The 22,947-nt window shown below is 63.5% G+C and carries 21 protein-coding genes and 2 pseudogenes; 15 read left to right on the forward strand and 8 right to left on the reverse strand.

The window, feature by feature from the left end:
* The first annotated feature begins 6 nt into the window (after positions 1-6).
* Positions 7-273, forward strand: coding sequence for a double-stranded DNA-specific endonuclease (locus RBRH_RS09640; RefSeq protein ID WP_041753763.1), 267 nt, complete (start codon positions 7-9; stop codon positions 271-273).
* Between the two features lie 42 nt (positions 274-315).
* Here the strand turns inward: RBRH_RS09640 and RBRH_RS09645 are convergent, their stop codons facing one another.
* Together RBRH_RS09645 and RBRH_RS09650 are read right to left on the reverse strand one after the other, a co-directional pair.
* On the reverse strand, positions 316-1,614 hold the full coding sequence (locus RBRH_RS09645; RefSeq protein ID WP_041753764.1) for an ATP-binding protein: 1,299 nt from the start codon (positions 1,612-1,614) through the stop codon (positions 316-318).
* Positions 1,598-2,320, reverse strand: a complete 723-nt coding sequence (locus tag RBRH_RS09650; RefSeq protein ID WP_013436036.1) for a response regulator — start codon at positions 2,318-2,320, stop codon at positions 1,598-1,600. The genes RBRH_RS09645 and RBRH_RS09650 overlap by 17 nt, the downstream gene beginning before the upstream one ends.
* Positions 2,321-2,904: 584 nt before the next feature.
* Here RBRH_RS09650 and RBRH_RS09655 point away from each other — a divergent pair.
* From RBRH_RS09655 to RBRH_RS09665, 3 genes and pseudogenes are all read left to right on the forward strand, one after another.
* Entirely contained in the window at positions 2,905-3,594 is a 690-nt protein-coding gene (locus RBRH_RS09655) for an ABC transporter permease (protein WP_013436039.1), read from the forward strand.
* Between the two features lie 15 nt (positions 3,595-3,609).
* A pseudogene (locus RBRH_RS09660) lies at positions 3,610-4,324 on the forward strand (ABC transporter permease).
* Positions 4,325-4,352: 28 nt separating this feature from the next.
* Complete coding sequence (locus RBRH_RS09665) at positions 4,353-5,132, forward strand: ABC transporter ATP-binding protein (protein ID WP_013436041.1); 780 nt, start codon at positions 4,353-4,355, stop codon at positions 5,130-5,132.
* Positions 5,133-5,255: 123 nt separating this feature from the next.
* Here the strand turns inward: RBRH_RS09665 and RBRH_RS09670 are convergent, their stop codons facing one another.
* The 3 genes from RBRH_RS09670 to zwf all read right to left on the reverse strand — a co-directional run bounded on the left by RBRH_RS09670 (position 5,256) and on the right by zwf (position 9,382).
* Positions 5,256-7,175, reverse strand: coding sequence for a bifunctional transcriptional regulator/glucokinase (locus RBRH_RS09670; RefSeq protein ID WP_041753765.1), 1,920 nt, complete (start codon positions 7,173-7,175; stop codon positions 5,256-5,258).
* Positions 7,156-7,842, reverse strand: a complete 687-nt coding sequence (gene pgl / locus RBRH_RS09675) for a 6-phosphogluconolactonase (RefSeq protein ID WP_041754434.1) — start codon at positions 7,840-7,842, stop codon at positions 7,156-7,158. Before pgl ends, RBRH_RS09670 begins: the two co-directional genes overlap by 20 nt.
* 82 nt (positions 7,843-7,924) lie before the next feature.
* A complete protein-coding gene (gene zwf / locus RBRH_RS09680; protein ID WP_041754435.1) occupies positions 7,925-9,382 on the reverse strand; it encodes a glucose-6-phosphate dehydrogenase in 1,458 nt (485 codons plus the stop codon).
* A 580-nt stretch (positions 9,383-9,962) separates the two neighbouring features.
* Here zwf and hpaR point away from each other — a divergent pair.
* The gene (hpaR, locus tag RBRH_RS09685) at positions 9,963-10,469 is read left to right on the forward strand and encodes a homoprotocatechuate degradation operon regulator HpaR (RefSeq protein WP_013436044.1); all 507 of its coding nucleotides are present in this window, start codon (positions 9,963-9,965) and stop codon (positions 10,467-10,469) included.
* Between the two features lie 88 nt (positions 10,470-10,557).
* On the opposite strand, the gene RBRH_RS09690 is transcribed toward hpaR, so the two are convergent.
* The gene (locus RBRH_RS09690) at positions 10,558-11,775 is read right to left on the reverse strand and encodes a Bcr/CflA family multidrug efflux MFS transporter (protein WP_041753766.1); all 1,218 of its coding nucleotides are present in this window, start codon (positions 11,773-11,775) and stop codon (positions 10,558-10,560) included.
* A gap of 125 nt (positions 11,776-11,900) precedes the next feature.
* On the opposite strand from RBRH_RS09690, the gene hemL reads away from it, so the two are divergent.
* The 3 genes from hemL to RBRH_RS09705 are packed head-to-tail and all read left to right on the forward strand — an operon-like array spanning position 11,901 to position 14,995.
* Positions 11,901-13,184 carry a glutamate-1-semialdehyde 2,1-aminomutase gene (hemL, locus tag RBRH_RS09695; protein ID WP_041754437.1) on the forward strand — a complete coding sequence of 428 codons (1,284 nt, stop codon included), beginning with the start codon at positions 11,901-11,903 and terminating at the stop codon, positions 13,182-13,184.
* A gap of 14 nt (positions 13,185-13,198) precedes the next feature.
* Positions 13,199-14,347: a bifunctional diaminohydroxyphosphoribosylaminopyrimidine deaminase/5-amino-6-(5-phosphoribosylamino)uracil reductase RibD gene (gene ribD / locus RBRH_RS09700; RefSeq protein ID WP_013436047.1), complete on the forward strand. Its 1,149-nt coding sequence runs from the start codon at positions 13,199-13,201 to the stop codon at positions 14,345-14,347.
* A 12-nt stretch (positions 14,348-14,359) separates the two neighbouring features.
* Complete coding sequence (locus tag RBRH_RS09705) at positions 14,360-14,995, forward strand: riboflavin synthase (RefSeq protein ID WP_013436048.1); 636 nt, start codon at positions 14,360-14,362, stop codon at positions 14,993-14,995.
* On the opposite strand, the gene RBRH_RS19020 is transcribed toward RBRH_RS09705, so the two are convergent.
* Positions 14,977-15,114 carry a hypothetical protein gene (locus RBRH_RS19020; RefSeq protein ID WP_013436049.1) on the reverse strand — a complete coding sequence of 46 codons (138 nt, stop codon included), beginning with the start codon at positions 15,112-15,114 and terminating at the stop codon, positions 14,977-14,979. The genes RBRH_RS09705 and RBRH_RS19020 overlap by 19 nt on opposite strands.
* Positions 15,115-15,306: 192 nt before the next feature.
* Between RBRH_RS19020 and RBRH_RS21380 the strand changes: the two genes are divergently transcribed.
* The 6 genes and pseudogenes from RBRH_RS21380 to RBRH_RS09735 all read left to right on the forward strand — a co-directional run bounded on the left by RBRH_RS21380 (position 15,307) and on the right by RBRH_RS09735 (position 19,539).
* The gene (locus tag RBRH_RS21380; protein ID WP_370645085.1) at positions 15,307-15,495 is read left to right on the forward strand and encodes a flavin reductase family protein; all 189 of its coding nucleotides are present in this window, start codon (positions 15,307-15,309) and stop codon (positions 15,493-15,495) included.
* A gap of 16 nt (positions 15,496-15,511) precedes the next feature.
* Positions 15,512-16,024 carry an SLOG cluster 4 domain-containing protein gene (locus RBRH_RS09715; RefSeq protein ID WP_041753767.1) on the forward strand — a complete coding sequence of 171 codons (513 nt, stop codon included), beginning with the start codon at positions 15,512-15,514 and terminating at the stop codon, positions 16,022-16,024.
* A 66-nt stretch (positions 16,025-16,090) separates the two neighbouring features.
* Positions 16,091-17,242: a bifunctional 3,4-dihydroxy-2-butanone-4-phosphate synthase/GTP cyclohydrolase II gene (gene ribBA / locus RBRH_RS09720; RefSeq protein WP_041753768.1), complete on the forward strand. Its 1,152-nt coding sequence runs from the start codon at positions 16,091-16,093 to the stop codon at positions 17,240-17,242.
* Positions 17,243-17,326: 84 nt separating this feature from the next.
* Positions 17,327-17,845: a 6,7-dimethyl-8-ribityllumazine synthase gene (gene ribH / locus RBRH_RS09725; protein ID WP_041753769.1), complete on the forward strand. Its 519-nt coding sequence runs from the start codon at positions 17,327-17,329 to the stop codon at positions 17,843-17,845.
* Positions 17,842-18,277: pseudogene (gene nusB, locus RBRH_RS09730) on the forward strand (transcription antitermination factor NusB). The gene ribH and the pseudogene nusB overlap by 4 nt, the downstream one beginning before the upstream one ends.
* Positions 18,278-18,309: 32 nt before the next feature.
* On the forward strand, positions 18,310-19,539 hold the full coding sequence (locus RBRH_RS09735) for a pyridoxal phosphate-dependent aminotransferase (protein ID WP_013436057.1): 1,230 nt from the start codon (positions 18,310-18,312) through the stop codon (positions 19,537-19,539).
* A 54-nt stretch (positions 19,540-19,593) separates the two neighbouring features.
* On the opposite strand, the gene RBRH_RS09740 is transcribed toward RBRH_RS09735, so the two are convergent.
* On the reverse strand, positions 19,594-20,760 hold the full coding sequence (locus RBRH_RS09740; RefSeq protein WP_013436058.1) for a lytic transglycosylase domain-containing protein: 1,167 nt from the start codon (positions 20,758-20,760) through the stop codon (positions 19,594-19,596).
* Between the two features lie 578 nt (positions 20,761-21,338).
* Here RBRH_RS09740 and RBRH_RS09745 point away from each other — a divergent pair.
* Positions 21,339-22,913: a UbiD family decarboxylase gene (locus RBRH_RS09745; protein WP_041753770.1), complete on the forward strand. Its 1,575-nt coding sequence runs from the start codon at positions 21,339-21,341 to the stop codon at positions 22,911-22,913.
* The last annotated feature ends 34 nt before the right edge of the window (positions 22,914-22,947 follow it).

Genomic DNA, 22,947 nt, shown 5'->3' on the forward strand with positions numbered 1-22,947 from the left:
GGCCACATGAAGGGAAATCTCGTCATCATCTGTCGTGACCAGGACGCCCATGAGTTTGACGCGCTGATGGCCGAATACGGCGCCTTCCAAACGAGATTATCGTCGACCGCGTGGTACCTGAAGTTCGACGCGGCGCCCGACGTGATCCAGGAGGAGATCCTGGCACGACTGGGCAAGTACACCACGCACTATATTTTTGAGGCCAACAGCGTCACGTACAACACGATCGACAGCGAAGCCGCCGCGGCATTAAATGCCCTGTTCGGTAATTGACGCGGCCATGCCGTCCCCGCGCGCGCGGATGCACGCCGCGAGTCAGGCCTGCGCGGTGCCCGACTGAGCCGGAAACGCCAGTTCGACGCGCAGGCCGCCGCACTCGTGGTTGCCAAGTCGGCATTCGCCGCCCAGCCGGTTTGTGAGCCGCTCGACGATGGCCAGCCCGAGCCCGCTATGACCGTTGCCGCCGCGCGCCGGGTCCAGCCGCACGAACGGACGGCTTGCATTGAGCAGGTCCTGAGGCGAAATGCCGCCACCCTGGTCGCTGACCGTCAACGTGAAACCTCGCGCCGTACGGACGGTTTCGATCACCACGGGCGGCGCACCGTAGGCATGTGCGTTGTCCAGCAGGTTAGACAACACGCGCTCCAGTGTCGCGGCCGGCAGCACGAAGTCCGGGCCGGCGCGCAGGTCGGTGCAGACGGCGTGCGCCGACGGCGACACCGCGCGATAGGTCCGCGCTATACGGTCGCACTGCTGGTCCACGCCGACTGGCTCGCTGCGATCGGTGCCATCGTGCGCAAACACCAGGAACTGATCGACGATGTGGGTCATCGAGTCGACGTCGCGCACGACGCCGTCACGCGCCTTTACATCGTCGAGCATCTCCGCGCGCAGCCGCAACCGCGCCAGCGGCGTGCGTAAATCGTGCGCAACGCCGGCAAGCATCACATTGCGGTCCTTGTCGGTCTGCGCGAGATTGCTGACCATCGTGTTGAAGCCGCGCGTGAGCTGACGCAACTCGAGTGGGCCGCGCTCGCGCACGGGGGCGACGGGCAGGCCGCGACCGAACCGAGCGACAGCCTGCGCCAGCGTGCGCAACGGGCGCTGCAATTGCCAGGCGGCGAACAGCGCCGAGAGCACCGCACCAGTGAAAATCAGCCCAAGCCACATCAGCGTGCGGTCCAACGGACGGCGCGGCGAACGCAACGGTTGCAGCGGCACGACGATCCAGCGCTTAAACCCCGGTTCGAGCACCCACAGGCTGGACGGCTTGTTGCCGCCCTTGGCCCGGATCTGCGTGCCGGGCGGCAAGCGATCCTCCAGTTCAGACAGGAAATGCTCAACCGGTGGCGGCACGGGCGGATCCGCCGGGGACGCCACGCCCGGGGTATCGGGCACCACTTTGACTCGCGACGGCAGCGGTTGCTCGGGCGTGCGCTCGACGTGCTGGCGTACTGCCTCGATCAGGAACATCGTTTCCTCGACCGCATAGCGCGCCTGCCACTCGCTGCGCTGCAACCGGATTAGCGCGAACCATGCAAAATGCGCGAGCAGGAGCACGCCAACCACCAGCAATGCCAGCCGTCCGAACAACGAATCAAACGGACGCCGCATGGCCTTCGCCGTCCGGCACGAATACGTAGCCACGGCCGCGCACTGTCTGGATGAAACGCGGCGCGGACGGATCGGTCTCCAACGTGCGCCGCAACCGCCACACCTGCACGTCGATCCCGCGGTCGGTGCCGTCGTACTCGGGCCCGTGCAGCAACTCGAGCAACCGCTCGCGCGTCAGCGTGCGCATCGGATTGTTGGCAAAGATCTTCAGCAATGCGAACTCGCTGCCCGACAAAGCCACAGGCTTGCCGTCCTGCATGAGCGAGCGGGTCTGAAAATCAAGTGTGAAACGGCCGAAGTTAAACGGCTCGCGCTGCTCCGGCGCGGCCGACGGAATGCTGCGACGCCGCCGCAGCACCGCCTGCACGCGGGCCAGCAACTCGCGCGGGTTGAACGGCTTGCCGAGATAGTCGTCCGCGCCCAGCTCCAGCCCGACGATACGGTCGACGTCGTCCGCACGCGCAGTCAGCATGATCACCGGAATGTCGTCGCCCGCGGCGCGCAATTGCCGCAGCGCCGTCAAGCCGTCCACGCCAGGCATCATGAGGTCGAGCACGATCAAGTCGGGCCGTTCCCGCTCGAGCCGCCGCTCCAGTGAAGCCGCATCGTGCAGTACCGACACTTCGATGCCCTGCCGGGTCAGATAATCGCGCAACAGGTCGCGCAACTCCTGATCGTCGTCGATTACGAGGATTTGAGTAGCCATAAGCGGCAGTTTACCGTTACCACGGACCGGATCGCCGCTGCAATGCGTATCCGTCGTTACCGGTTGTTACTGCGTCAGCCAGACGTAATCGCGCGTAACAAACGCTGCACTGAGGGCACGCGACGCAGCAGCGCCTCGCCGCACAGCGCGAAAAATTGCGTGAGCAAACCGTGGCCGCGTAGCTGAACGTCTACAATACGCTAAACGATCAGCAAAAACGACCGGCAGCGGCATACTGAAGACGCACTGGGCACGAATGGAGCAGAGGCAGGCGAAGATGCATGAGTGCTGGAGCGCGCGCGACGCGTATGGCCCGCCCAGGTATCACCGCCGGCGGCCGCTGACGCGCAACCCGAATAAACGCCCCTGCCGGGCCGGCGCTGCGCCAGCCCGGCCCGCCCCACGCGTGGCGGTCCTCGTGTGCCGTTGAGTTAGAATACCGCCCTTCGCGTATCGAGCATCACACAAGCATGCTGCGCACCGGCATCGTGTTGCGCGCATTTTTGGCCAACTGACATAAGCGGTTGTCCCAAAGTGCGCCGGATATTTGACTCATTATTAGACATTAGGCTACTGACTTCACCATGTTCCTGCAAGGGTATGGCCCGGTCATCGCAGCGGGCACGTGGCAAACCATCAAGTTGTCGCTGCTGTCGCTCGCGGTCGCTTTTATGATCGGGCTGCTCGGCGCCGCAGCCAGGCTCTCGCGCAGCCGCATGCCGCGCATGGTCGGCACGGTCTATACCACGTTGATCCGCGGCGTGCCCGATCTGGTGCTGATGCTGCTGGTGTTCTTCAGCATGCAGATCTGGCTGAATCACCTAACCGACCTGATGCAGATCGAGCAGATCGACATCGACCCATTCACCGCCGGTGTACTGACGCTGGGCTTTATCTATGGCGCATACTTCACCGAGACATTCCGCGGCGCGTTCCTGTCGGTGCCGCGCGGCCAGATGGAGGCGGCGGCGGCGTACGGCATGACAAGCTGGCAAGCGTTTTCGCGGGTCATGTTCCCGCAGATGATGCGCTTTGCGTTACCCGGCATCGGCAATAACTGGCAGGTGCTCGTCAAGTCGACCGCGCTGGTATCGATCATTGGTCTTGCCGATGTGGTCAAGGCGTCGCAGGACGCCGGCAAGGGCACGATGCGCTTCTTCTTTTTCACGGTCGTCGCCGGCGCGATCTACTTAGCGATCACGACGCTTTCCAATGTCGTGTTGCTGTACCTGGAGCGCCGCTACTCAACCGGCGTTCGCCGTGCGGATCTCTGATACCCGGGCGCGACGATGATTGAACTGCTGCATACCTACTGGAAAGCCTATCTGTTTACCGATGGCTACAACATCACCGGCGTGGCCATCACATTGTGGCTGCTGGTCGTGTCGATCGGCATCGGTTTCTGCCTGTCGATTCCGCTTGCGGTCGCGCGCGTATCTCGACACAAATGGATCAGCGCCCCGGTCTGGTTGTATACCTACGTATTCCGCGGTACCCCGCTCTACGTGCAGCTGCTGCTGTGCTACACCGGCATCTACAGTCTGGAGTTCGTGCGTTCGCACGACTTTCTCAATGCGTTCTTCCGACAGGGAATGTACTGCACGCTGCTAGCGTTCACGCTGAACACCTGTGCCTACACAACCGAGATTTTCGCCGGCGCGATCCGCGCGACGCCGTACGGCGAGATCGAGGCCGCGCGCGCGTACGGCATGTCCGGCTTCGCGCTCTACCGGCGCGTCATCCTGCCCTCGGCGCTGCGCCGGGCGCTGCCGTACTACAGCAACGAAGTGATCCTGATGCTGCACGCCACCACGGYTCGCCTTCACCGCGACGGTGCCGGACATCTTGAAGGTCGCACGCGACGTCAATTCGGCCACGTATCAATCGTTCGAGGCGTTCGGCATCGCCGCGCTGCTCTATTTGGGCATTTCGTTCACGCTGGTGGGTCTGTTCCGGCGCGCCGAGCAGCGCTGGCTGGCCTATCTGCGGCCGCAAGGTCAATAAGTTCAATCCGCGAAAGGCTCAACACGCGATGAATTCGCCCATGTCCAAGTTGTTCGTCGATGATCTGCATAAGCGCTATGGCAGCCATGAGGTGCTCAAGGGCATCTCGCTCAAAGCCAAGGCCGGCGATGTGATCAGCATCATCGGTTCGTCAGGCTCTGGCAAGAGCACGTTCCTGCGATGCGTGAACTTTCTGGAACAGCCCAATGCGGGCCGGATCTATGTAGACGGCGTCGAGGTCAAGACCGCGCCGGATCGCAACGGCAACCTGAAAGTCATCGACACCCGGCAGTTGCAACGCGTGCGCACCAAGCTGGCAATGGTCTTCCAGCACTTCAACCTGTGGTCGCACATGACGGTGCTAGAAAACCTCACCGAGGCACCCGTGCATGTGCTGGGCTTGTCGCGCGCGCAGGCGCAGGAGCGGGCGCGCCAGTACCTGGACAAGGTTGGGCTCGGCGCATCAGTCGAGAAGAAATACCCATCGCACCTGTCCGGTGGGCAGCAGCAGCGAGTGGCCATCGCCCGCGCGCTGGCGATGCACCCGGATGTGTTGCTATTTGACGAGCCGACCTCGGCGTTGGACCCCGAGTTGGTCGGCGAAGTGCTGAAGGTGATGCAGACGCTGGCCGAAGAAGGCCGCACGATGATTGTCGTGACGCACGAAATGGCGTTTGCGCGCAACGTGTCAAGCCATGTGATGTTCCTGCACCAGGGCCGCGTTGAAGAACAAGGGCCGCCGCACGAGGTATTCGGCCGCACGAAGAGCGAGCGGCTCAAGCAATTCCTATCCGGCAGCCTAAAATAGCCATTGGCTGGCGCGGCAATGACAGAGGGGGCCGCCACCACACCGCCACGCGAACGGCCCCAGTTTTTACACTGCTGCGAGAGGCACGTATCGGTGCGGATCGGCATGGACCGTACCGTTTTTTTATTGCGTATCGCGCCGTTCCAATGCCGCGCCGTGGCTGAGCCAGTCCAGCACCGCGGCGCAGTCTTCGTCGGCATGCCCACGTACCGCCTCGACCACCTGCTGCATGCCCGCGTCGGGTAACGCGCGCCGGATCGCGACGCCGACCGCCAATATGTCGATTACCAACAAGTGCAGCACACGCGAGATCATCGACAGCTGCGCGTCGCGGATCTCGATAGGGTCCGTCTCCAGCGCGACGCTCGCGCGCTTGGCCAGCGGCGTGTTGCTCGACGTGATTGCAATCACTTGCGCACCAGCTTGCATCGCCACCTCCAGCGTGCGCAGCAACTCCGGCGCCTTGCCGGACTTGGAGACGGCGACAATCACATCGCCCTTGCCCAGCAACGCGGCGGACGCGGCCTGCATGTACAGGTCACCGTATGCAATGGTCGGGATCCCGAAGCGGAAGAACTTGTAGTGCGCATCCTGAGCGACGATGTTCGAATTGCCCAGGCCGTAGAATTCGATGCGCCGTGCGCTGTTCAGCATGTCGATCGCGCGCTCGACGTTATCGAAGTTCATCTGCTCGCGCAGCTGCAGGATGGCCGACACGGTGTTGTCGAGCACCTTCGCGCCAAAGTCAGTCGCCGAGTCGCCCAGGTGGACCTGGCTGTGGCTCACCGGGTTCGTGCCAGTCAGGCCGGTGGCCAGCTTCAGCTTGAAGTCGGACAATCCTTGGCAGCCAAGCGAGCGGCAGAAGCGGATTACGGTCGGCTGGCTCACCTCGGCCTTGCGCGCGATGTCGATGATCGGATCGTTGATGATCGAGCGCGGGTGGTTCAACGCCAGATCAGCCACGCGCCGCTCGGCTGGCGTGAGCACGTCGCGCATCTGCCGGATGCGCTCGAACGCGGCTGATCCGCCGCCGGCGTGATGCCCGAGCTGCTCGGCCAGGATCGCGGACACGCCGAGCAAGGCCGGATATTGCGCGGTGATCACGAAGGTTGGGATATTCGCCAAGTACGCCTGGAAACGGCCCTTCGCCTCGAACCGTGCACGAAACGGCGAAGTCGAAAACAACTCGCCCAGATGGGGGATGACGCCGCCGCCGATATAAACGCCGCCCAGCGCGCCGAGTGTGACTGCAATATTGCCAGCAAACGTGCCAAGCACCGCACAGAAGCACTCCACTGCCTCCAACGCGAGCGGCTCGGCCGCCTGCGCGCGCCGCACCACGTCGGCCGGCTCGAGCGGCGTGTCCAGCCGCTTGTTGTCGCGCTCGGCCAGCGCGCGGTAGATCAGTGCCAGTCCCGGTCCTGCGCAAACCCGCTCGAACGACACATGCGGCCACTTCTTGCGCGCATAGTGCAGCACCCGATCCTCGCGCTCGTCCTGCGGCGAGAAGGTGGCATGCCCGCCCTCACTGCCCAGCGCGATCCAGCGCTCGTTTGCGGGAATCAAGCCTGACACGCCCAACCCCGTGCCAGGTCCGAGCAGCCCGATCACACTGTTCTGCCGGCGCACGCCGCCGCCAATCTGCGCGCGTTGCGCATCAGACAGGCTCGGCAGCGCCATGGCCAACGCGGTAAAGTCGTTGACCACCAACAGCGTATCGAAACCTAACGCGCGACGCGTGGCCTCGATTGAAAAACTCCAGTTGTGGTTGGTCATCTGCACCTGATCGCCATCGACGGGATTGGCAATCGCAATGGCCGCGTGGTTCACGCGACCGACCCCGCTGTCCTTCAAGAACTTGCGGATCGCCGCAGCGATGCCCGGATAATCCGCGCAAGAATACACACGGATACCGTCAATCTGTCCCGGTCCGAATTCCAGTGCGAAGCGCGCATTGGTGCCACCTATGTCGGCAAGCAGCCGCGGGCCATCCGAATGTGGACTCTGGCGCGCGAGCACCGCTTTAGGCGCACCAGTAGGCATCGACGTTGACTCCCGTATCGTTGGCCAGCTTGGAGATGGCGTTGTGCTGTGGATGCTCGATCGCAGCGCGCAGCACATCCAGCTTGCGCTGCCCGGAGACCAACAGAAACAACCGGCCGATTTGCCTGAGCGCCGACAGCGACAAGCTGACCCGCAGATGCGGCGCCTGCCGCGGCTCGACCAGCACATAGCGCTCGCGGGTTTGTGTGGCCAGCTCCCACTGCGGCGCGTCGGCGAAGATCGACGCCGTGTGGCCATCTTCTCCCATGCCGAGCACGGCCACGTCGGGCAGCGCGCGCGAAGCATCCGCGTTGAGTGCCGCGACGTGGGCAGCGGGCGCTTGATCGACGTCGACCAGCGACCGGAACACGGCCTGGCGCGCCGCGTGCTGCAGCAACGTGTCGCGCACGAGTCGCGCATTGCTGTCGGCATGCATCGGCGGGACCCAGCGATCGTCGACCAGGGTAACGTCGATGCGCGCCCAGTCGAGCGGGCGTCGCGACAAAGTCTGCAAAAACGGTCGCGGGCTGGTGCCGCCCGACACCGCGAGCGTGGCACGGCCCGCGCCGATATGCGCGGCCAGCGACGACTGCAGCGCGTCGCCGACCGCCTGCGACAGCGCGTCTTGCTGCGCGCGCGGGTCATCAAAAGCGTGAAGCTCGATCACTTCTCCTCCGTACTTCCTGCGACCGCCCACCGACATGGCGGACGGGCCGATTCCTGCTATTCAAGCAAACACAACGCACCGGCTAGTTCTCTTCTTCGAGCCAGCATGTACCATGCTGAGCGAGCATCGCGCTCGCCGCAGCCGGTCCCCACGTCCCCGCTGCGTACGGCTTGGGCGACGTGCCGGGACGAGCCCATTCTTCCAGGATCGGCTCGACCCACTTCCACGCCGCCTCCTGCTCGTCCCGATGCACGAACAATGCCAGCCGGCCATTAATCACATCTAGCAACAGGCGCTGGTATGCTTCCATGCGATCTTCTTTGAAGAACTGGTCGAACGCCAGATCCAGGTGCACGCTTTGCAGGTTCATCCCCTCACCGGGCTGCTTGGCCAGGCAATATAGCCGGATCGATTCGTTGGGCTGCAGCCGGATCACCAGACGATTGGCGCCATTGCACAGCGCCATCGGGCCGAGCGCCGAGTGTGGAACCGCGCGGAAGTTGACGACGATTTCCGCGACGCGATCGGCAAGCCGCTTGCCGGTGCGCAGAAAAAACGGCACGCCGGCCCAGCGCCAGTTTTCGATCTCGACCTTCAACGCGACGAAGGTCTCGGTCGTGCTTGATGCGCTCACGCCGTGCTCGGTCACATAGGCGGGCACCGCGACACCCTTGACCACGCCCGCATGATACTGGCCACGTACCGCGACGCGACTGATGTCACGACGCTCGACGGGCTTGAGCGCGCGCAGCACACGCAGTTTTTCATCGCGCACCGCATCGGCATCCATCGAGTGAGGTGGCTCCATCGCCACGATCGATAGCAGCTGCAATAGATGGTTCTGCACCATGTCGCGCAACGCGCCGGTATGGTCGTAGAAATCGCCCCGTCCCTCGACGCCCAATTCCTCGGCAATCGTGATTTGGATGCTCTCGACCCACTCGCGGCGCCACAGCGGCTCGAACAGTGCGTTGCCGAAACGCAGCGCGAGCAGGTTCTGAACGGGCTCCTTGCCCAGGTAGTGATCGATCCGGTAGATCTGCCCTTCCGCGAAGATCTCGCCGACCGCGTCGTTGATCGCATTGGACGACTCCAGATCGTAGCCAAGCGGCTTTTCCAGCACGATGCGCGCGCCATCGCTCAAGCCCACGGTCGCCAACGCACGACAGATCGACACGAATAGTGACGGCCCAGTAGCCAGGTAGAACACCCGAATGCCGGGCAGCGGTGAAATCGCCTCGCGTAGCAGCGCATAGTCGTCCGGCTGTCCAAGGTCGATCTGCACGAATAAGATGCGCTCAAGGAAGCTGTTCCACGAGGCATCGTCGCCGGTCGGCTTCACGTGCTGGCGCACGTGCGTGTGCATCCATTGCGCGTACGCATCGCGGTCGCCAATGCCACGCGCGACCGCAACGATTCTGCCTGCCGCAGGCAGCATGCCGCCGCGGTGCGCCTGGTACAACGCCGGCAGGATTTTGCGCATCGACAGGTCGCCGGTGCCGCCGAAAAGGACGAACGTAAAGCCTGGATCAACTTGCATTGTGTGTTGACGGTGACGTTGGAAACCTGGCTCGGACAGGCCGTCGCGCAAGGCGCGCAATCGATCGTAGCCCGATAAAAATATTTTGGCACTAAATTGTAGTTTAACTACAATCCCAATCAAGCGATATCAAGCGATCCATCAGGGCAAAGAAAGCTTCGTCTTATCAACCAGTTGCAGTGCAACCTGGCGGTCAGGCAGCGGCCAGCGAATGGTCCCTCAACACCGTTCGTCATGAAACGTGGCAGTCGCCGCGGCCATGACCTCGTGACCGGCAAGGCGGGCCCTAGTTTCATTGGTGTTCTGGAGGCGAGAAACAATAAAATTCCGCGCACCGAAGACCTAGCCACGCATTGCATGACGGCTGGCGCACAACCATTTTTTCGTCCTCCCACGCAAATACGCATCACCTGCCCGCATTGCTGCGCCGCGCATCGCCACGCGACGCCCGGTGATGCGCCAGTTGCATGGCTGTTATACCGATCAGCATGATTGGCGCCAGGATCGGACACCGCGCGAGAGCGCTGCGTTGTGGAACGTATAATAGGCTGCTTCGCCACCCGCCTGATTCCATACAACGATGACCGGTGAATTTAACCATCGCAACCTTGCGATGCTCCTACTCCAGGCGCGCGAAAGCGTCATGGGCATGTTCCGCCCGGTGCTCAAGCAGTTCTCGCTGACCGAGCAGCAGTGGCGAATCATACGCGCGTTGAACGATCATCCGCGTCAGGAAATGGAAGCGGGGCAGATCGCGCGCGTTTGCTGCATTCTCAGTCCGAGCTTGACCGGGGTGCTTGAACGGATGGATCGGGACGGGCTGATCCGCCGCTCGCGCGTCGCGTCCGATCAGCGCAAAGTGATCGTGAGTCTGACGCCGCAAAGCCAAGCGCTCGTCAAGCGGATTAGTCCGCTGATCGACGAACAATACCGGTCATTGGAACATAAGATCGGTGCGAAGACCCTGGCCGAGGCCTACCGCCTGCTCGACACGCTGATCGAGACGCTGCCCGGCGATGCACCCGCTGACAGTGGCGGCGACGCGTCGCATTCGACCAAGCGCGCAATGAGCAATACGGCTGACTGAAACCCGCTTGACCGGAGCGTCGCCGGCCCTTGTGCCCTATGGCCTGCACGCCCGCTGCCGCTGGCCGACACTCGATCGTTAGTCGGCCTCAACCCATGGCCGGCAGCCGGTGCGAGCGGGCCATAAGCCGATATCCCATATAGGTCAACACGCCACAGGCACCGATCACGATCCCCATGGCGCGTGGCGAGCCGTCCTGCAACGCGCCGACCGCCAGGCTCGACAGCGCGCCGAGCGTCAGTTGCATCGCGCCGAACACCGCCGCCGCCGCGCCGGCGTTGCGCGGATAGCGGTGCATCAGATCATTTGTGCAGTTCGCGCCGAGCACACCGACCATGCCAACCACGAAAAATAGTGTCGCGACGATCGAGCATAGGCCACCCCAGCCGGTGGTGCAGGCCACGAACACCCCAAGCGAGGCGAGCAGGCACACCCGCGATGAGACCGAGATCATGCGCAGCGCGCCGAGCGCGCCGACCAGCCGCACATTGAGGATATTCCCCGCCATGATGCCGACGATGTTCAGCGCAAAAAACAACCCATAGGCCTGCGCCGACACATGGAAGTAATCGATGTAGACGAACGGCGTGGCCGTGATATACGCGAACATGCCCGCGAACGCCATACCGCCGCAAAGTATATGGCCCCACGCCACCGGATCGGTCAGCAAGCGCCCGTACACGGCGAATGACGCGGTAAGCGCGTTTTCATGCCGCTTGTGCGGCGGCCACGTTTCCGGCACCTTGCGCACCGCTGTGATGGCGCAGGCCGCGCCAAACAGCGCCAGCGCCCCAAACACCGCACGCCAGCCGCCGAGCAGCAGCAGCTGCCCGCCCACCAGCGGCGCAAGCAATGGCCCAATCGAGGTCACGATGGCCAGCATCGACAGCACGCGGGCCGCATCGGTGGGGCCATGCACATCTCGCGCAATCGCGCGCGCGAGCACCGACGCCGCGCCGGCGCCCAGCGCCTGCAGGAAGCGCACCGCGATCAGCCAGCCGATCGACGGCGCGAGCGCACAGGCCATACTGGCCAGCCCATACAGCACGATGCCGCCGATTAAGACCGGGCGCCGACCATAGACGTCGGACAATGGGCCATACAGCAGCATACCAATCGAAAAGCCGAACATGAAGCTGGTCAGCGTCACCTGTGCGGCCGAGGCGCTGATGTCGAATGCCGCTGCCAGCGACGGCAGGCTCGGCAGATACATGTCAATCGAGATCGGGCCACACGCGGCGAGCGCGCCAAGCAAGAGAATCAAGCGCCAATCGGGCCGGCGGCGAGCAGTCGGGGAATCAGGCATGGAGACGCTGCGGGAAACCGCGCACAAAACATTTCATAAATTAAGTACTTCATTGTACGCGCCGGCGCCGCGCACCGCTCCGGTACAATGCATGGATGTCATTGCTGCAATGCGGGATGGATTCGATGTCCAAGAGCCAACTTCTTTTCGAACGGGCCCAGCTCACGATTCCGGGCGGCGTCAATTCGCCGGTGCGCGCTTTCCGCTCGGTCGGCGGCACGCCGCGCTTCATCACACGCGCGCACGGCCCGTATTTATGGGACGCAGATGGGCAGCGCTACATTGACTACATCGGTTCGTGGGGGCCGATGATCCTCGGACACCTCAATCCAGACGTACTGGCCGCGGTACAGCGCGCGCTCGCGTCGGGCTTCTCATTCGGCGCGCCGACCGAGGCGGAAATCGAAATCGCCGAGGAGATTTGCCGCCTCATGCCATCGATTGAGCAAATCCGCATGGTCTCGAGCGGCACCGAGGCCACGATGAGCGCATTGCGGCTCGCCCGCGGGTTCACCGGGCGCAGCCGCATCGTCAAATTCGAAGGTTGCTATCACGGCCATGCCGACAGCCTGCTTGTGAAGGCCGGGTCCGGACTGCTGACGTTTGGCAACCCCACCTCGGCCGGTGTGCCGCCCGACATCGCGCATCACACCACCGTGCTCGAGTACAACAACGTCGAGCAGTTGAACGAAGCATTCGGCGCATTTGGCAAGGAAATCGCAGCGGTTATCGTCGAGCCGGTCGCGGGCAACATGAATCTCGTGCGGGCGTCGGCCGAATTCCTCGCCGCGTTGCGCAAGCAGTGCACTGAGCACGGCAGCGTGCTGATCTTCGATGAGGTAATGTGCGGTTTTCGCGTCGCGCTTGGCGGTGCGCAGCAGCTATTCAATATCGTGCCGGACCTGACCTGCCTGGGCAAGGTGATCGGCGGCGGAATGCCGATTGCCGCGTTCGGTGGCCGACGCGACATCATGGCACACCTGGCACCATTGGGCGGCGTCTACCAGGCCGGCACCCTGTCAGGCAACCCACTCGCGGTCGCCGCTGGCCTCGAAACGCTGCGCCAGATTCAGGCGCCCGGCTTCTATGACCGCCTGTCCCAGCAGACTGCGCGGCTCGCCGGTGGGCTGCAGGCCGCCGCGCGCGACGCGGGCGTGCCATTCAGCGCGGACTCGCTGGGCGGCATGTTCGGCCTGTATTTCGCCTCGCAGGCGCCGCGCAGCTTTGCCGAGGTGATGCGCTGCGACGTACCCCGCTTCAACGCGTTCTTCCACGCAATGCTCGATGCCGGCGTGCATTTCGCCCCTTCGGCATACGAGGCCGGCTTCGTGTCAATCACGCACGACGACGCGGTCATCGACGAAACGCTGTCGATCGCCCGCACCGTGTTCACTGCGCTGCAACGCTGAGCGCCGACCCTGCCATGTTCTCAGACTTTGATCGCTTGCAGATGCAGCGCGCGCTCGTGCTCGCCGAGCGCGGGTTATATACGACGTCGCCGAACCCGCGCGTGGGGTGCGTGCTTGTCAAGGATGGCGAAGTCATCGGCGAAGGCTTCACGCAGCCGGCCGGACAAGACCATGCGGAAATCTGCGCGCTGAAAGACGCACGCTTGCGCGGGCACACCCCCGCCGGCGCCACCGCCTATGTGACGCTGGAGCCTTGCAGCCACTTCGGTCGCACGCCACCCTGCGCGAATACGCTGATCGAGGCCGGCATCACGCGGGTGATTGCCGCGATGGAAGACCCGAACCCGCAGGTCAGCGGCCGTGGCCTGGCCAGTCTGCGCGATGCGGGCGTGGACGTACGCTGTGGACTGCTTGCGCACGAGGCGCAGGAGTTAAACGTCGGCTTTGTGTCGCGGATGACGCGTGGCGTTCCGTGGGTGCGACTTAAGATCGCCGCGACGCTGGACGGTCGCACCGCGTTGCCGAACGGTCAAAGCCAGTGGATCACGTCGAGTGCCGCGCGCACGGACGGACACGCATGGCGCGCCCGCGCGTGCGCGACCCTTACCGGTATCGGCACAGTGCGCGAGGACGATCCGCAGATGACCGTGCGCGCGGTGTCCACGCCTCGCCAACCGCTGCGCGTGCTGGTGGACAGCTGTCTGGACGTGCCGCTGGATGCAAGGATTCTAACCGGCGCGCCACCATTGGTAATCTGCGCGCGCGACGACGCAGCATTCGCCGCGCGTGCGCATGCGTTACGCGCGGCGGGCGCCGAAGTGATTGCGTTACCGAACCAGTCCGGCAAGGTTGACCTGCCGGCTGCGCTACGGCTGCTTGCTGCGCGTGGCATCAACGAATTGCATGTCGAGGCGGGCTACAAGCTCAACGGCTCATTGTTGCGCGAAGGCTGCGTTGACGAGCTGCTGCTCTACATCGCCCCGGCCCTGCTTGGCAACGCGACCGGCATGTTCAACCTCGAGCCGCCGCCGACGCTCGATCAACGAGTACGGCTGCAATATCATTCGATCGAGCGGATCGGCGAGGATCTACGGGTCCTCGCCAGGCTCGTGGCGGCCGAATCCGACAACGCACTGCAAACGGGCGAGCCGCGCTCACAATGAAGGGATTCTCGTATGTTCACAGGCATCGTCGCGGCGGTCGGCCGCATTGAATCGGTCACCCCGCTGGGCGCGTCTGTCGAGGACGGCGCGCGCCTATCGATCGCCGCCAGCACGCTCAATCTGTCCGATGTCGGGTTGGGCGACAGCATCGCAGTGCAAGGTGCGTGCTTGACGGTCGTCGACAAGACATCGACGCAGTTCGAGGTGGACGTATCGCGGGAAACGCTGAACTGCACCACCGGGCTCGCCCAGCCCGGCGAAGTGAACCTCGAAAAAGCGCTGCGTGCGCATGAACGCCTGGGCGGCCACCTAGTCAGCGGACATGTCGACGGGCTCGGCCAGGTCAGCCGCTTCGAGCCGGTGGGAGAGTCGCACGAATTGCGCATCGTCGCGCCGTCCTCGCTCGCGAAGTACTTCGCGTACAAGGGGTCCATCACGGTCAACGGTGTCAGCCTGACGGTCAATGCCGTACAGGACCAGGACGATGGATGCGAGTTCTCGATCAACGTGATCCCGCACACGATACAGATGACCACGCTACGGCACCTGCGCGTTGGCGACGCAGTCAATCTCGAAGTCGATATGATTGCGCGGTATGTCGAGCGGATGCTCAGCACGTCTCAGAACGGCTACCCATCATTGAAGTAATCGGGTTTTTCAAGGGCTGATCGTCTGCCGGCGTCGCGCCAAAACCAGCCGTGTGTGGGGTGATCGAACCGCTCGATGGCCACGCGACGCACTTCGTCAAACGCGGTATTGACGATCATTGCGACGACAGCAAACGCGCATTCAAAGTCGCCGCTCTACTGCATGCGCCGCAACGCCGGTTTAAAGTCGCTTGCCGTCATGGCCACGGGTGGTGGGAATCACCGGCCTGCGCAATAGTATCGCCAATTTATCCGATCGAATCGCGACTCAACGGCCAAATCACGTTGGTCAGGCACGCGCGCTGGCGCACGATGTACACTGGCGCGCCGGTGCTCGACGACGCATGGGCCACATTCGATTGTCGCATCGCGAACGTTACTCGACATGGCGCGCATAGCGTCATCGTCGCCGATGTATTCAATCTGCGGCTCGGCCCGGCGTCAATTGACGCCTTGGTGTACTTCCCTCGTCATTATCACGTCGTCGCCTCCTCATGCTGACCAGACAATCGGTGTAATGGGCTCGGGCACCGAGCCTTGGACGGAACTGGCCGAGCCGCTCGGCCGATGGATCGCCGAAAACGGCTACAACCTGCTGACCGGCGGCGGCCAGGGCGTGATGCTCAGCGTCGCACGCGGCTTCTGCAGCGTCAGCCCACGCACGGGCCGCTCAATTGCAATCGTGCCCACACGCGCCGATCCGGTAGCCGGCTTCGTACCGCTGGACGGCTATCCGAATCGGTTTGTCGATCTGCCGATCATCACGCCACTGCCCCGTCATGACGCCGGGGTGCCGCCGAATCGCGCCAGTCGCAACCACGTCAACGTGCTGAGCAGCGACGTCATCGTCGCGTTGCCGGGCGGCCACGGCACCGCCGACGAAATCTCGTTGGCGCGACGCTGGCGCAAGCCGCTGGTATGCGTCGGCCCCGCCAGCGCCTTTGCACGGATCGGCTATACCGATGAGTGTGTATCCTGTGTGGACGGCGTCGCCCGCTTCATTGCCTCCGTACTCGCAGAACCAGCATAGAAATCGGCTCTTGACGCAGTGCTGACGTAAAATAGCGGTTTTCCTATCATGCCACCATCGCCCACCATGACACTCGCTTCCACGCAAGAGATCATTGCCGAACTCAAGGCCGGCAGAATGGTCATCCTCGTCGACGAAGAAGATCGCGAGAACGAGGGCGACTTGGTGCTGGCCGCTGATTTCGTCACACCGGAAGCGATCAACTTCATGGCTCGCTATGGCCGCGGGCTGATCTGCCTGACGCTGACGCAGGAGCGCTGCCGCACATTGAACCTGCCGCTGATGACGCATCGCAATGGCACGCAATACGGCACGGCGTTTACGGTCAGCATCGAGGCCGCGCAAGGCGTGACCACCGGCATCTGCGCTGCCGACCGCGCGCGCACGATCCAGGCGGCCGTCGCGCGCGATGCCCGAGCCGAGGATATCGTGCAGCCTGGACACGTGTTTCCGATCATGGCGCAGCCCGGTGGCGTGCTGGTGCGCGCCGGCCATACCGAGGCCGGTTGCGATCTAACGGCGCTGGCCGGGCTCACGCCGGCATCGGTGATCTGCGAGGTGATCAAGGACGATGGCACGATGGCCCGCTTGCCCGACCTCGTCGAGTTCGCCGAGCAGCACGGGTTGAAGGTCGGCACGATCGCGGACCTGATCCAGTACCGCAGTCGCACCGAATCGATCATCGAACGCGTGGCGCAGCGCACGATGCATACCGCGCACGGACCGTTCAATGCGGTGCTGTTCCACGACAAGCCGAGCGGCGCGCCGCATCTGGCACTAGTGCGCGGGCAACCCTCGCCTGAGGTCGAGACCCTGGTGCGGGTACACGAGCCGCTGTCGATCCTCGACTTGATTGAAACGGGTGTCAGTACACACTCCTGGACATTGGATGCGGCGCTGCGCGAGATTGCTCGGCGGAAAACCGGCGTCGTAGTGTTGCTGAACGTGCACGAGTCTGGCGAGCGACTGCTGGATGTATTCGAGGCATTCGAGCGGCAGGATAAGGCAGCCGAACTCAAGCGCCGTCCAGTCGACTTCAAGACGTACGGCGTCGGCGCGCAGATCCTGCATGAGTTGCATGTCGGCAAAATGCGGGTCTTGTCGAATCCGCGCAGGATGGGCAGCATGTCGGGGTACGGCCTCGAGGTCACCGGTTTCGAGCCCATGCCGGCAGCAGCACACGGATTCGCGGGCAGCGGCCCGCGTTCGCACGGATAGGGCGACGCGCGCGGTATCTGCCTATTCTGGATCATGGCCCGGCGGCCGGCGTCCCGCCCCGCCCCACACATCAACGGAACATTCATGGAAATCGGACAATATCAACCGAATCACGAGGGTGACGGACTGCGCATCGGCATCGTCCAATCCCGCTTCAACGAGCCGGTCTGCAACGGGCTGGTCGACGCCTGCGTCGAGGAACTCGAGCGCCTTGGCGTCGCGGGCGAGGACGTGCTGCTCGTCACGGTGCCCGGCGCACTGGAGATTGCGCTCGCACTGCAAAAGCTCGCCGAGAGCGGCCAGTTCGACGCGCTGATCGCGCTCGGCGCGGTGATTCGCGGCGAGACCTATCACTTCGAGCTGGTATCCAACGAAAGCGGCGCGGGCATCAGCCGGATTGCATTGGACTTCGGCGTGCCGATCGCCAACGCGGTGTTGACCACCGAAAACGACGAGCAGGCGATCGCGAGAATGACCGAGAAAGGCCGCGATGCGGCACGCGTTGCGGTGGAAATGGCAAACCTATCGTCCGCTCTCGACCAACTCGGTCAAGATGACGACGAGGACGAGGAAGACGAAGCAGCAGACGAGGATCGAGCATGACAACGAGAAGTGCTCGCCGTCGCTCGCGCGAGTTGGCCACGCAAGGTTTGTATCAGTGGCTGCTGTCGGGCGCGGCGCCGGGCGAGATCGACGCAGCCATGCGCGAGCAGCCCGGCTTCGACAAAGCGGATCGCGACCATTTCGATGCGCTGCTACATGGCGTGATCAAGCAGGCTGCGACGCTGACTGAAGCGCTCATGCCGTTCCTGGAATCGCCCGATCGACCAACTGTCACCGGTCGAACGGGCGGTGCTGCTCATTGCGGCATACGAATTCCAGCATCATTTCGAGATCCCGTACCGGGTTGTGATCAACGAGGCCGTCGAGTTGGCTAAGACATTTGGCGGTGCCGACGGCTACAAGTATGTGAACGGCGTCCTCGACAAGCTCGCGGTGACCATGCGCGCCGACGAAGTCAAGGCTCGCGGTTGAATGCGCGCTGTCGCGTCCGCTAGGAATGCTGCATGACCGACACTGATTCGATGCCGGATCTGCTTGACACCGCCCGGGCCGGTCGGCTCGCTTCACGCATCGAGCGGATCGAGCCATTCCAGGTCATGGAATTCGTCAAGCAAGCCACCCGCCTCGAGCAGGCAGGCCATGACGTGATTCACATGAGCATCGGCGAGCCCGATTTCACGGCTCCACCGGCCGTCGCCGAAGCGGCAGCCTCGGCACTGCGCCGAGGCCTCACGCAGTACACGCCGGCGCTGGGCATCACGCCGTTACGCGAAGCCATTGCAATGCATTACCGGCGTATGTACAACGTCGATGTCGAACCGGCACGCATCGTCGTAACAGCCGGCGCCTCCGCGGCGTTGTTGCTCGCTTGCGCGGCGCTTGTCGATCGCGACGACGAGGTGCTAATGCCGGATCCGACCTATCCGTGCAACCGTCACTTCGTCACCGCCTTCGAGGGCCGGGCGGTTCTAGTGCCGAGCGACGCGGCGCAGCGCTTTCAATTAAGCGCGGCGCACGTGCAGCAGCATTGGGGTGCGAACACACGCGGCGTGCTGCTCGCGTCGCCGTCGAACCCTACCGGCACATCGATCGACGCGAGCGAACTGCAACGCATTGTCGATACGGTCCGCGCCCACGACGGTTTCGCAATTGTCGACGAAATCTATCAGGGACTGACCTATGATGCGCCGCCCGTCTCGGCGCTGTCACTACACGGCGCACATGATCATGTCGTGACCGTAAACAGTTTTTCGAAGTACTTTAGCATGACGGGCTGGCGCCTGGGCTGGCTCGTGGTGCCGCTGCACTGGGTGCCGGCCTTCGAGAAGCTCGCGCAGAATCTATTCATCTGCGCGTCCGCGCTCGCGCAGCACGCGGCGCTCGCATGCTTCGAGCCCGCGTCACTCGAAATCTACGAGCAACGGCGGCTCGAGTTCAAGCGACGGCGCGACTTCCTGGTACCGGCGTTGCGCGAATTGGGTTTCGGCATACCGGTCCTGCCGGATGGCGCGTTTTACGTTTATGCGAACTGCCGCGGCATCGCGCACCCGGCTGCGTCGGACAGCGCGGCGCTCGCGTCCACGATGCTTCAAGAAGCGAAGGTCAGCATGGTGCCGGGCCTGGACTTCGGCGTGCAGGCGCCGCACGACTACCTGCGAATTTCATACGCGACGTCGTACGAGCGGCTACAACAGGCTATCGCACGGCTACACACCCTGTTTGGCGCGTCGTAATTGGGCGCTGCCGCCGCCTCTTCCCCACCGGCTGTGCAGCGCGCCCGCCACCGATCAAGCGCCAATATCGGCCAACTGCTCGGTATGTTTCGACACGGTACTGGCGCCAGCTTCATTCTGCGCATGCGTATCAGCGCCGACAAGCGCCTTTTGCGTGACCGCCGCAGGCTCAGCACCCAGCGTGACCGGCACTCGTTGCGTCGATGCATTGGTCTGCGGCGGCGTCGATGCGAGCATTGGCGCAGGCGATTGCGGGGCGTTAACTGGCACCCTGCGTCCGCGCGCAACATCCCGCAGTCGCGCGCGCTCGGCCAACACCTTCGCGCCATAGCCACCGTCGTTCGGCGATGTCGAGCCGACATAACGCCGCAAGCCGCCCGCTACAGAGCCGCCACGAGCAATACAGTCCTTGAGCACCAAGGCTCCGACCTTGATGTTGGCCAGCGGCTGCAGCGCGGCGCTCTGTCCCCCGAAGTAATCAAACTTGTCGGAATGAACCCTGGACATCACCTGCATCAGGCCCTTGGCGCCGACACCACTTTCCGCATACGGGTTGAATCCTGATTCGATCGCCATCACCGCCAGCAAAAGCAGCGGGTCGAGCCCGACCTCACGGCCGGTGTTAAACGCCGCCTTGACCAACTGGCGGACCGGCTCCTGCGCGACGCGATAGCGCCGTGCAAGGTAAGCGGTAACCAGCGCTTGCTCATGCGCCGACACCAGCACGCGATCGTCCCGCGCATCGGGGGCAACACGCTCGGACGGGATGAGCCGGGCCAACGTACCGACCGACGGCAGTGTGCGCGGATCGAGCCCGTTGAGCGTGGCCGGACCCAGACCAGCCCTGCCGGGTAGGTCGTCATATCCCAGATCGAGCGTCGCCGCGAGGAACCCTTTGCCGCCGGGCGTAGCGGATACGGGCGTCATCCCCAGCGGGGCAGCGTCGCCCTCCGGTCTGGCGTGCGGCGCGAACGGCGGCAACGGTTGGCCAGACAGCAATCGCGCCGGGCCGTTATGCACCGCCTCCACAATCAACGGCATGACCTTCGCGGCCAAGGTGCCGCGCAGCGCCGGCTGCCACCACAATGCCAGGCTCGTGAGCACCGCCAGCGCGCCGACGAGGCTCAACAGCGTGGAAGAAAGCCGCGTGCCGCGGCGTAGCAGTTCGCGTACCGTTTGCACAACATCGCTCTTCGGTCGCCAACCTAACCAAGTATTCATACTTCACAAGCTCCCAGGGTTCATGGCCGGTCGCGCCGTGCTTTGCAGCGACGACGACATCCGTGCGAGCACGCAAGCGCAGTCGCAGCCGATGTGCACGACAGGCCAAGGCGTCGCCTGCGTTGGTTAGCCGCGAGACGATGCCGGGAAGAGATGGCGAGGTGCCATCTGCGGAGACGGGGGCGTCAGGATTCGTGACACACACTGCGCGCGCGTCAATCAAGCCGCGCGGGCCACCCGCACCAAAAAGCCGGCGTATTGGGCCAGCCGAGGTCAGTTTGCGCCGCCCTTAGCGAGTAGAGTCGGCGTGACGCGAAGCGCCAAACAGGATGGCGGACTACAAGGCGGTCCCACCACTGATAAAGTCGGATTCTAGCAGGGTTTTATAGAGCGTCAAAACTAAGGGTTCGAAAAGTCAATACCTTTAGTTATAAAGGAAACAGTCAATACGTGGAGATGAAGCATGCCGCGTGCCCCGGGCGGCAAGTGGTCCAATTTGCAACAAATGTGTCGCGCACGCACACAAGCTAAAATGTACCCCTTGTGCCCGGCATGGCCGGCAACGTTCGTATAGTGTGATGAAATACAAAGACCTGCGTGACTTTGCGAGCCGCCTCGAAGCATTGGGAGAACTGCGAAGGGTTCGCGCCGCTGTCTCGCCAGTGCTTGAAATGACCGAGCTATGCGACCGCGTGCTCAATGCGGGCGGCCCCGCGCTGCTGTTCGAGAATCCGGCCGGGCACACGATGCCTGTGCTTGGCAACCTGTTTGGTACGACACGTCGCGTCGCGCTCAGCATGGGCGTCGATGCCGAGGCTGACGACGCGGCCTTAACGTCGCTGCGCGATATCGGTCACCTATTGTCGTCGCTGAAGGAGCCGGAGCCGCCGAAGGGCCTGAAGGATGCGACACGGCTACTTTCGCTGGCCAAGGCCGTCTGGGACATGGCACCCCGCACGGTCAGCGCACCGCCTTGCCAGGAGATCGTGATTGAAGGTGGCGATGTCGACCTGGCGCGGCTGCCAATCCAAACCTGCTGGCCGCACGACGCAGCGCCGCTGATTACCTGGGGCCTCACCGTCACGCGGGGGCCGAACAAGCCGCGTCAGAATCTGGGCATCTATCGGCAACAAGTGATCGGGCGCAACAAGCTGATCATGCGCTGGCTCGCCCATCGCGGCGGCGCGCTGGATTTTCGCGAATTTGCGCTAGCCCATCCTGGCCAGCCCTATCCAGTCGCCGTCGCGCTCGGCGCCGATCCGGCGACGATTCTCGGTGCCGTCACGCCGGTACCCGACACATTGTCCGAATATCAGTTCGCCGGCTTGCTGCGCAGCGGCAAAACCGAGCTGGCCCACTGCTTGACGCCCGGACTGGCGCATCTGCAAGTGCCAGCCCGCGCGGAAATCATCCTGGAGGGGTTCATCCATCCCGATGCAGGCGCAGCGCAAGACGTTCCGGCACAGCCGGGACCCGTGTCGCCGCGCGCTCGCGTGGCCGGACCGGCCGGCCGCTACGAACATGCACTGGAGGGCCCCTATGGCGACCACACCGGCTATTACAACGAGCAGGAGTGGTTTCCGGTGTTCACCGTCGAGCGCATCACGATGCGGCGCGGCGCGATCTACCATTCGACGTACACGGGCAAGCCGCCGGACGAACCGGCCGTGCTCGGCGTCGCGCTGAACGAGGTATTCGTGCCGCTGCTGCAAAAGCAGTTTCCGGAGATCACCGACTTCTATCTGCCGCCGGAAGGATGCAGTTACCGGATGGCCATCGTGCAGATGAAGAAAAGCTATGCCGGCCACGCCAAACGCGTGATGTTCGGTGTCTGGAGCTTCTTGCGGCAATTCATGTATACGAAGTTCATTGTCGTGGTGGACGACGACGTGAATGTGCGCGACTGGAAAGAGGTGATTTGGGCCCTGACGACGCGTGTGGATCCGAGCCGCGACACGGTGCTGGTCGACAACACACCAATCGACTATCTCGACTTTGCGTCGCCGGTGGCCGGACTCGGCTCCAAAATGGGCATCGATGCGACGAACAAGTGGCCCGGCGAGACTTCCCGCGAATGGGGCCGGCCGATTGTGATGGACGCAGCGGTCAAGCGGCGTGTCGATGCGCTATGGACAGAGATCGGCCTGGGGTAAGGATGGCGCCAACGGGCATGCACGCGGCAACCTG

This window comes from Mycetohabitans rhizoxinica HKI 454 (assembly GCF_000198775.1).
Classification (GTDB): Bacteria; Pseudomonadota; Gammaproteobacteria; order Burkholderiales; family Burkholderiaceae; genus Mycetohabitans; species Mycetohabitans rhizoxinica.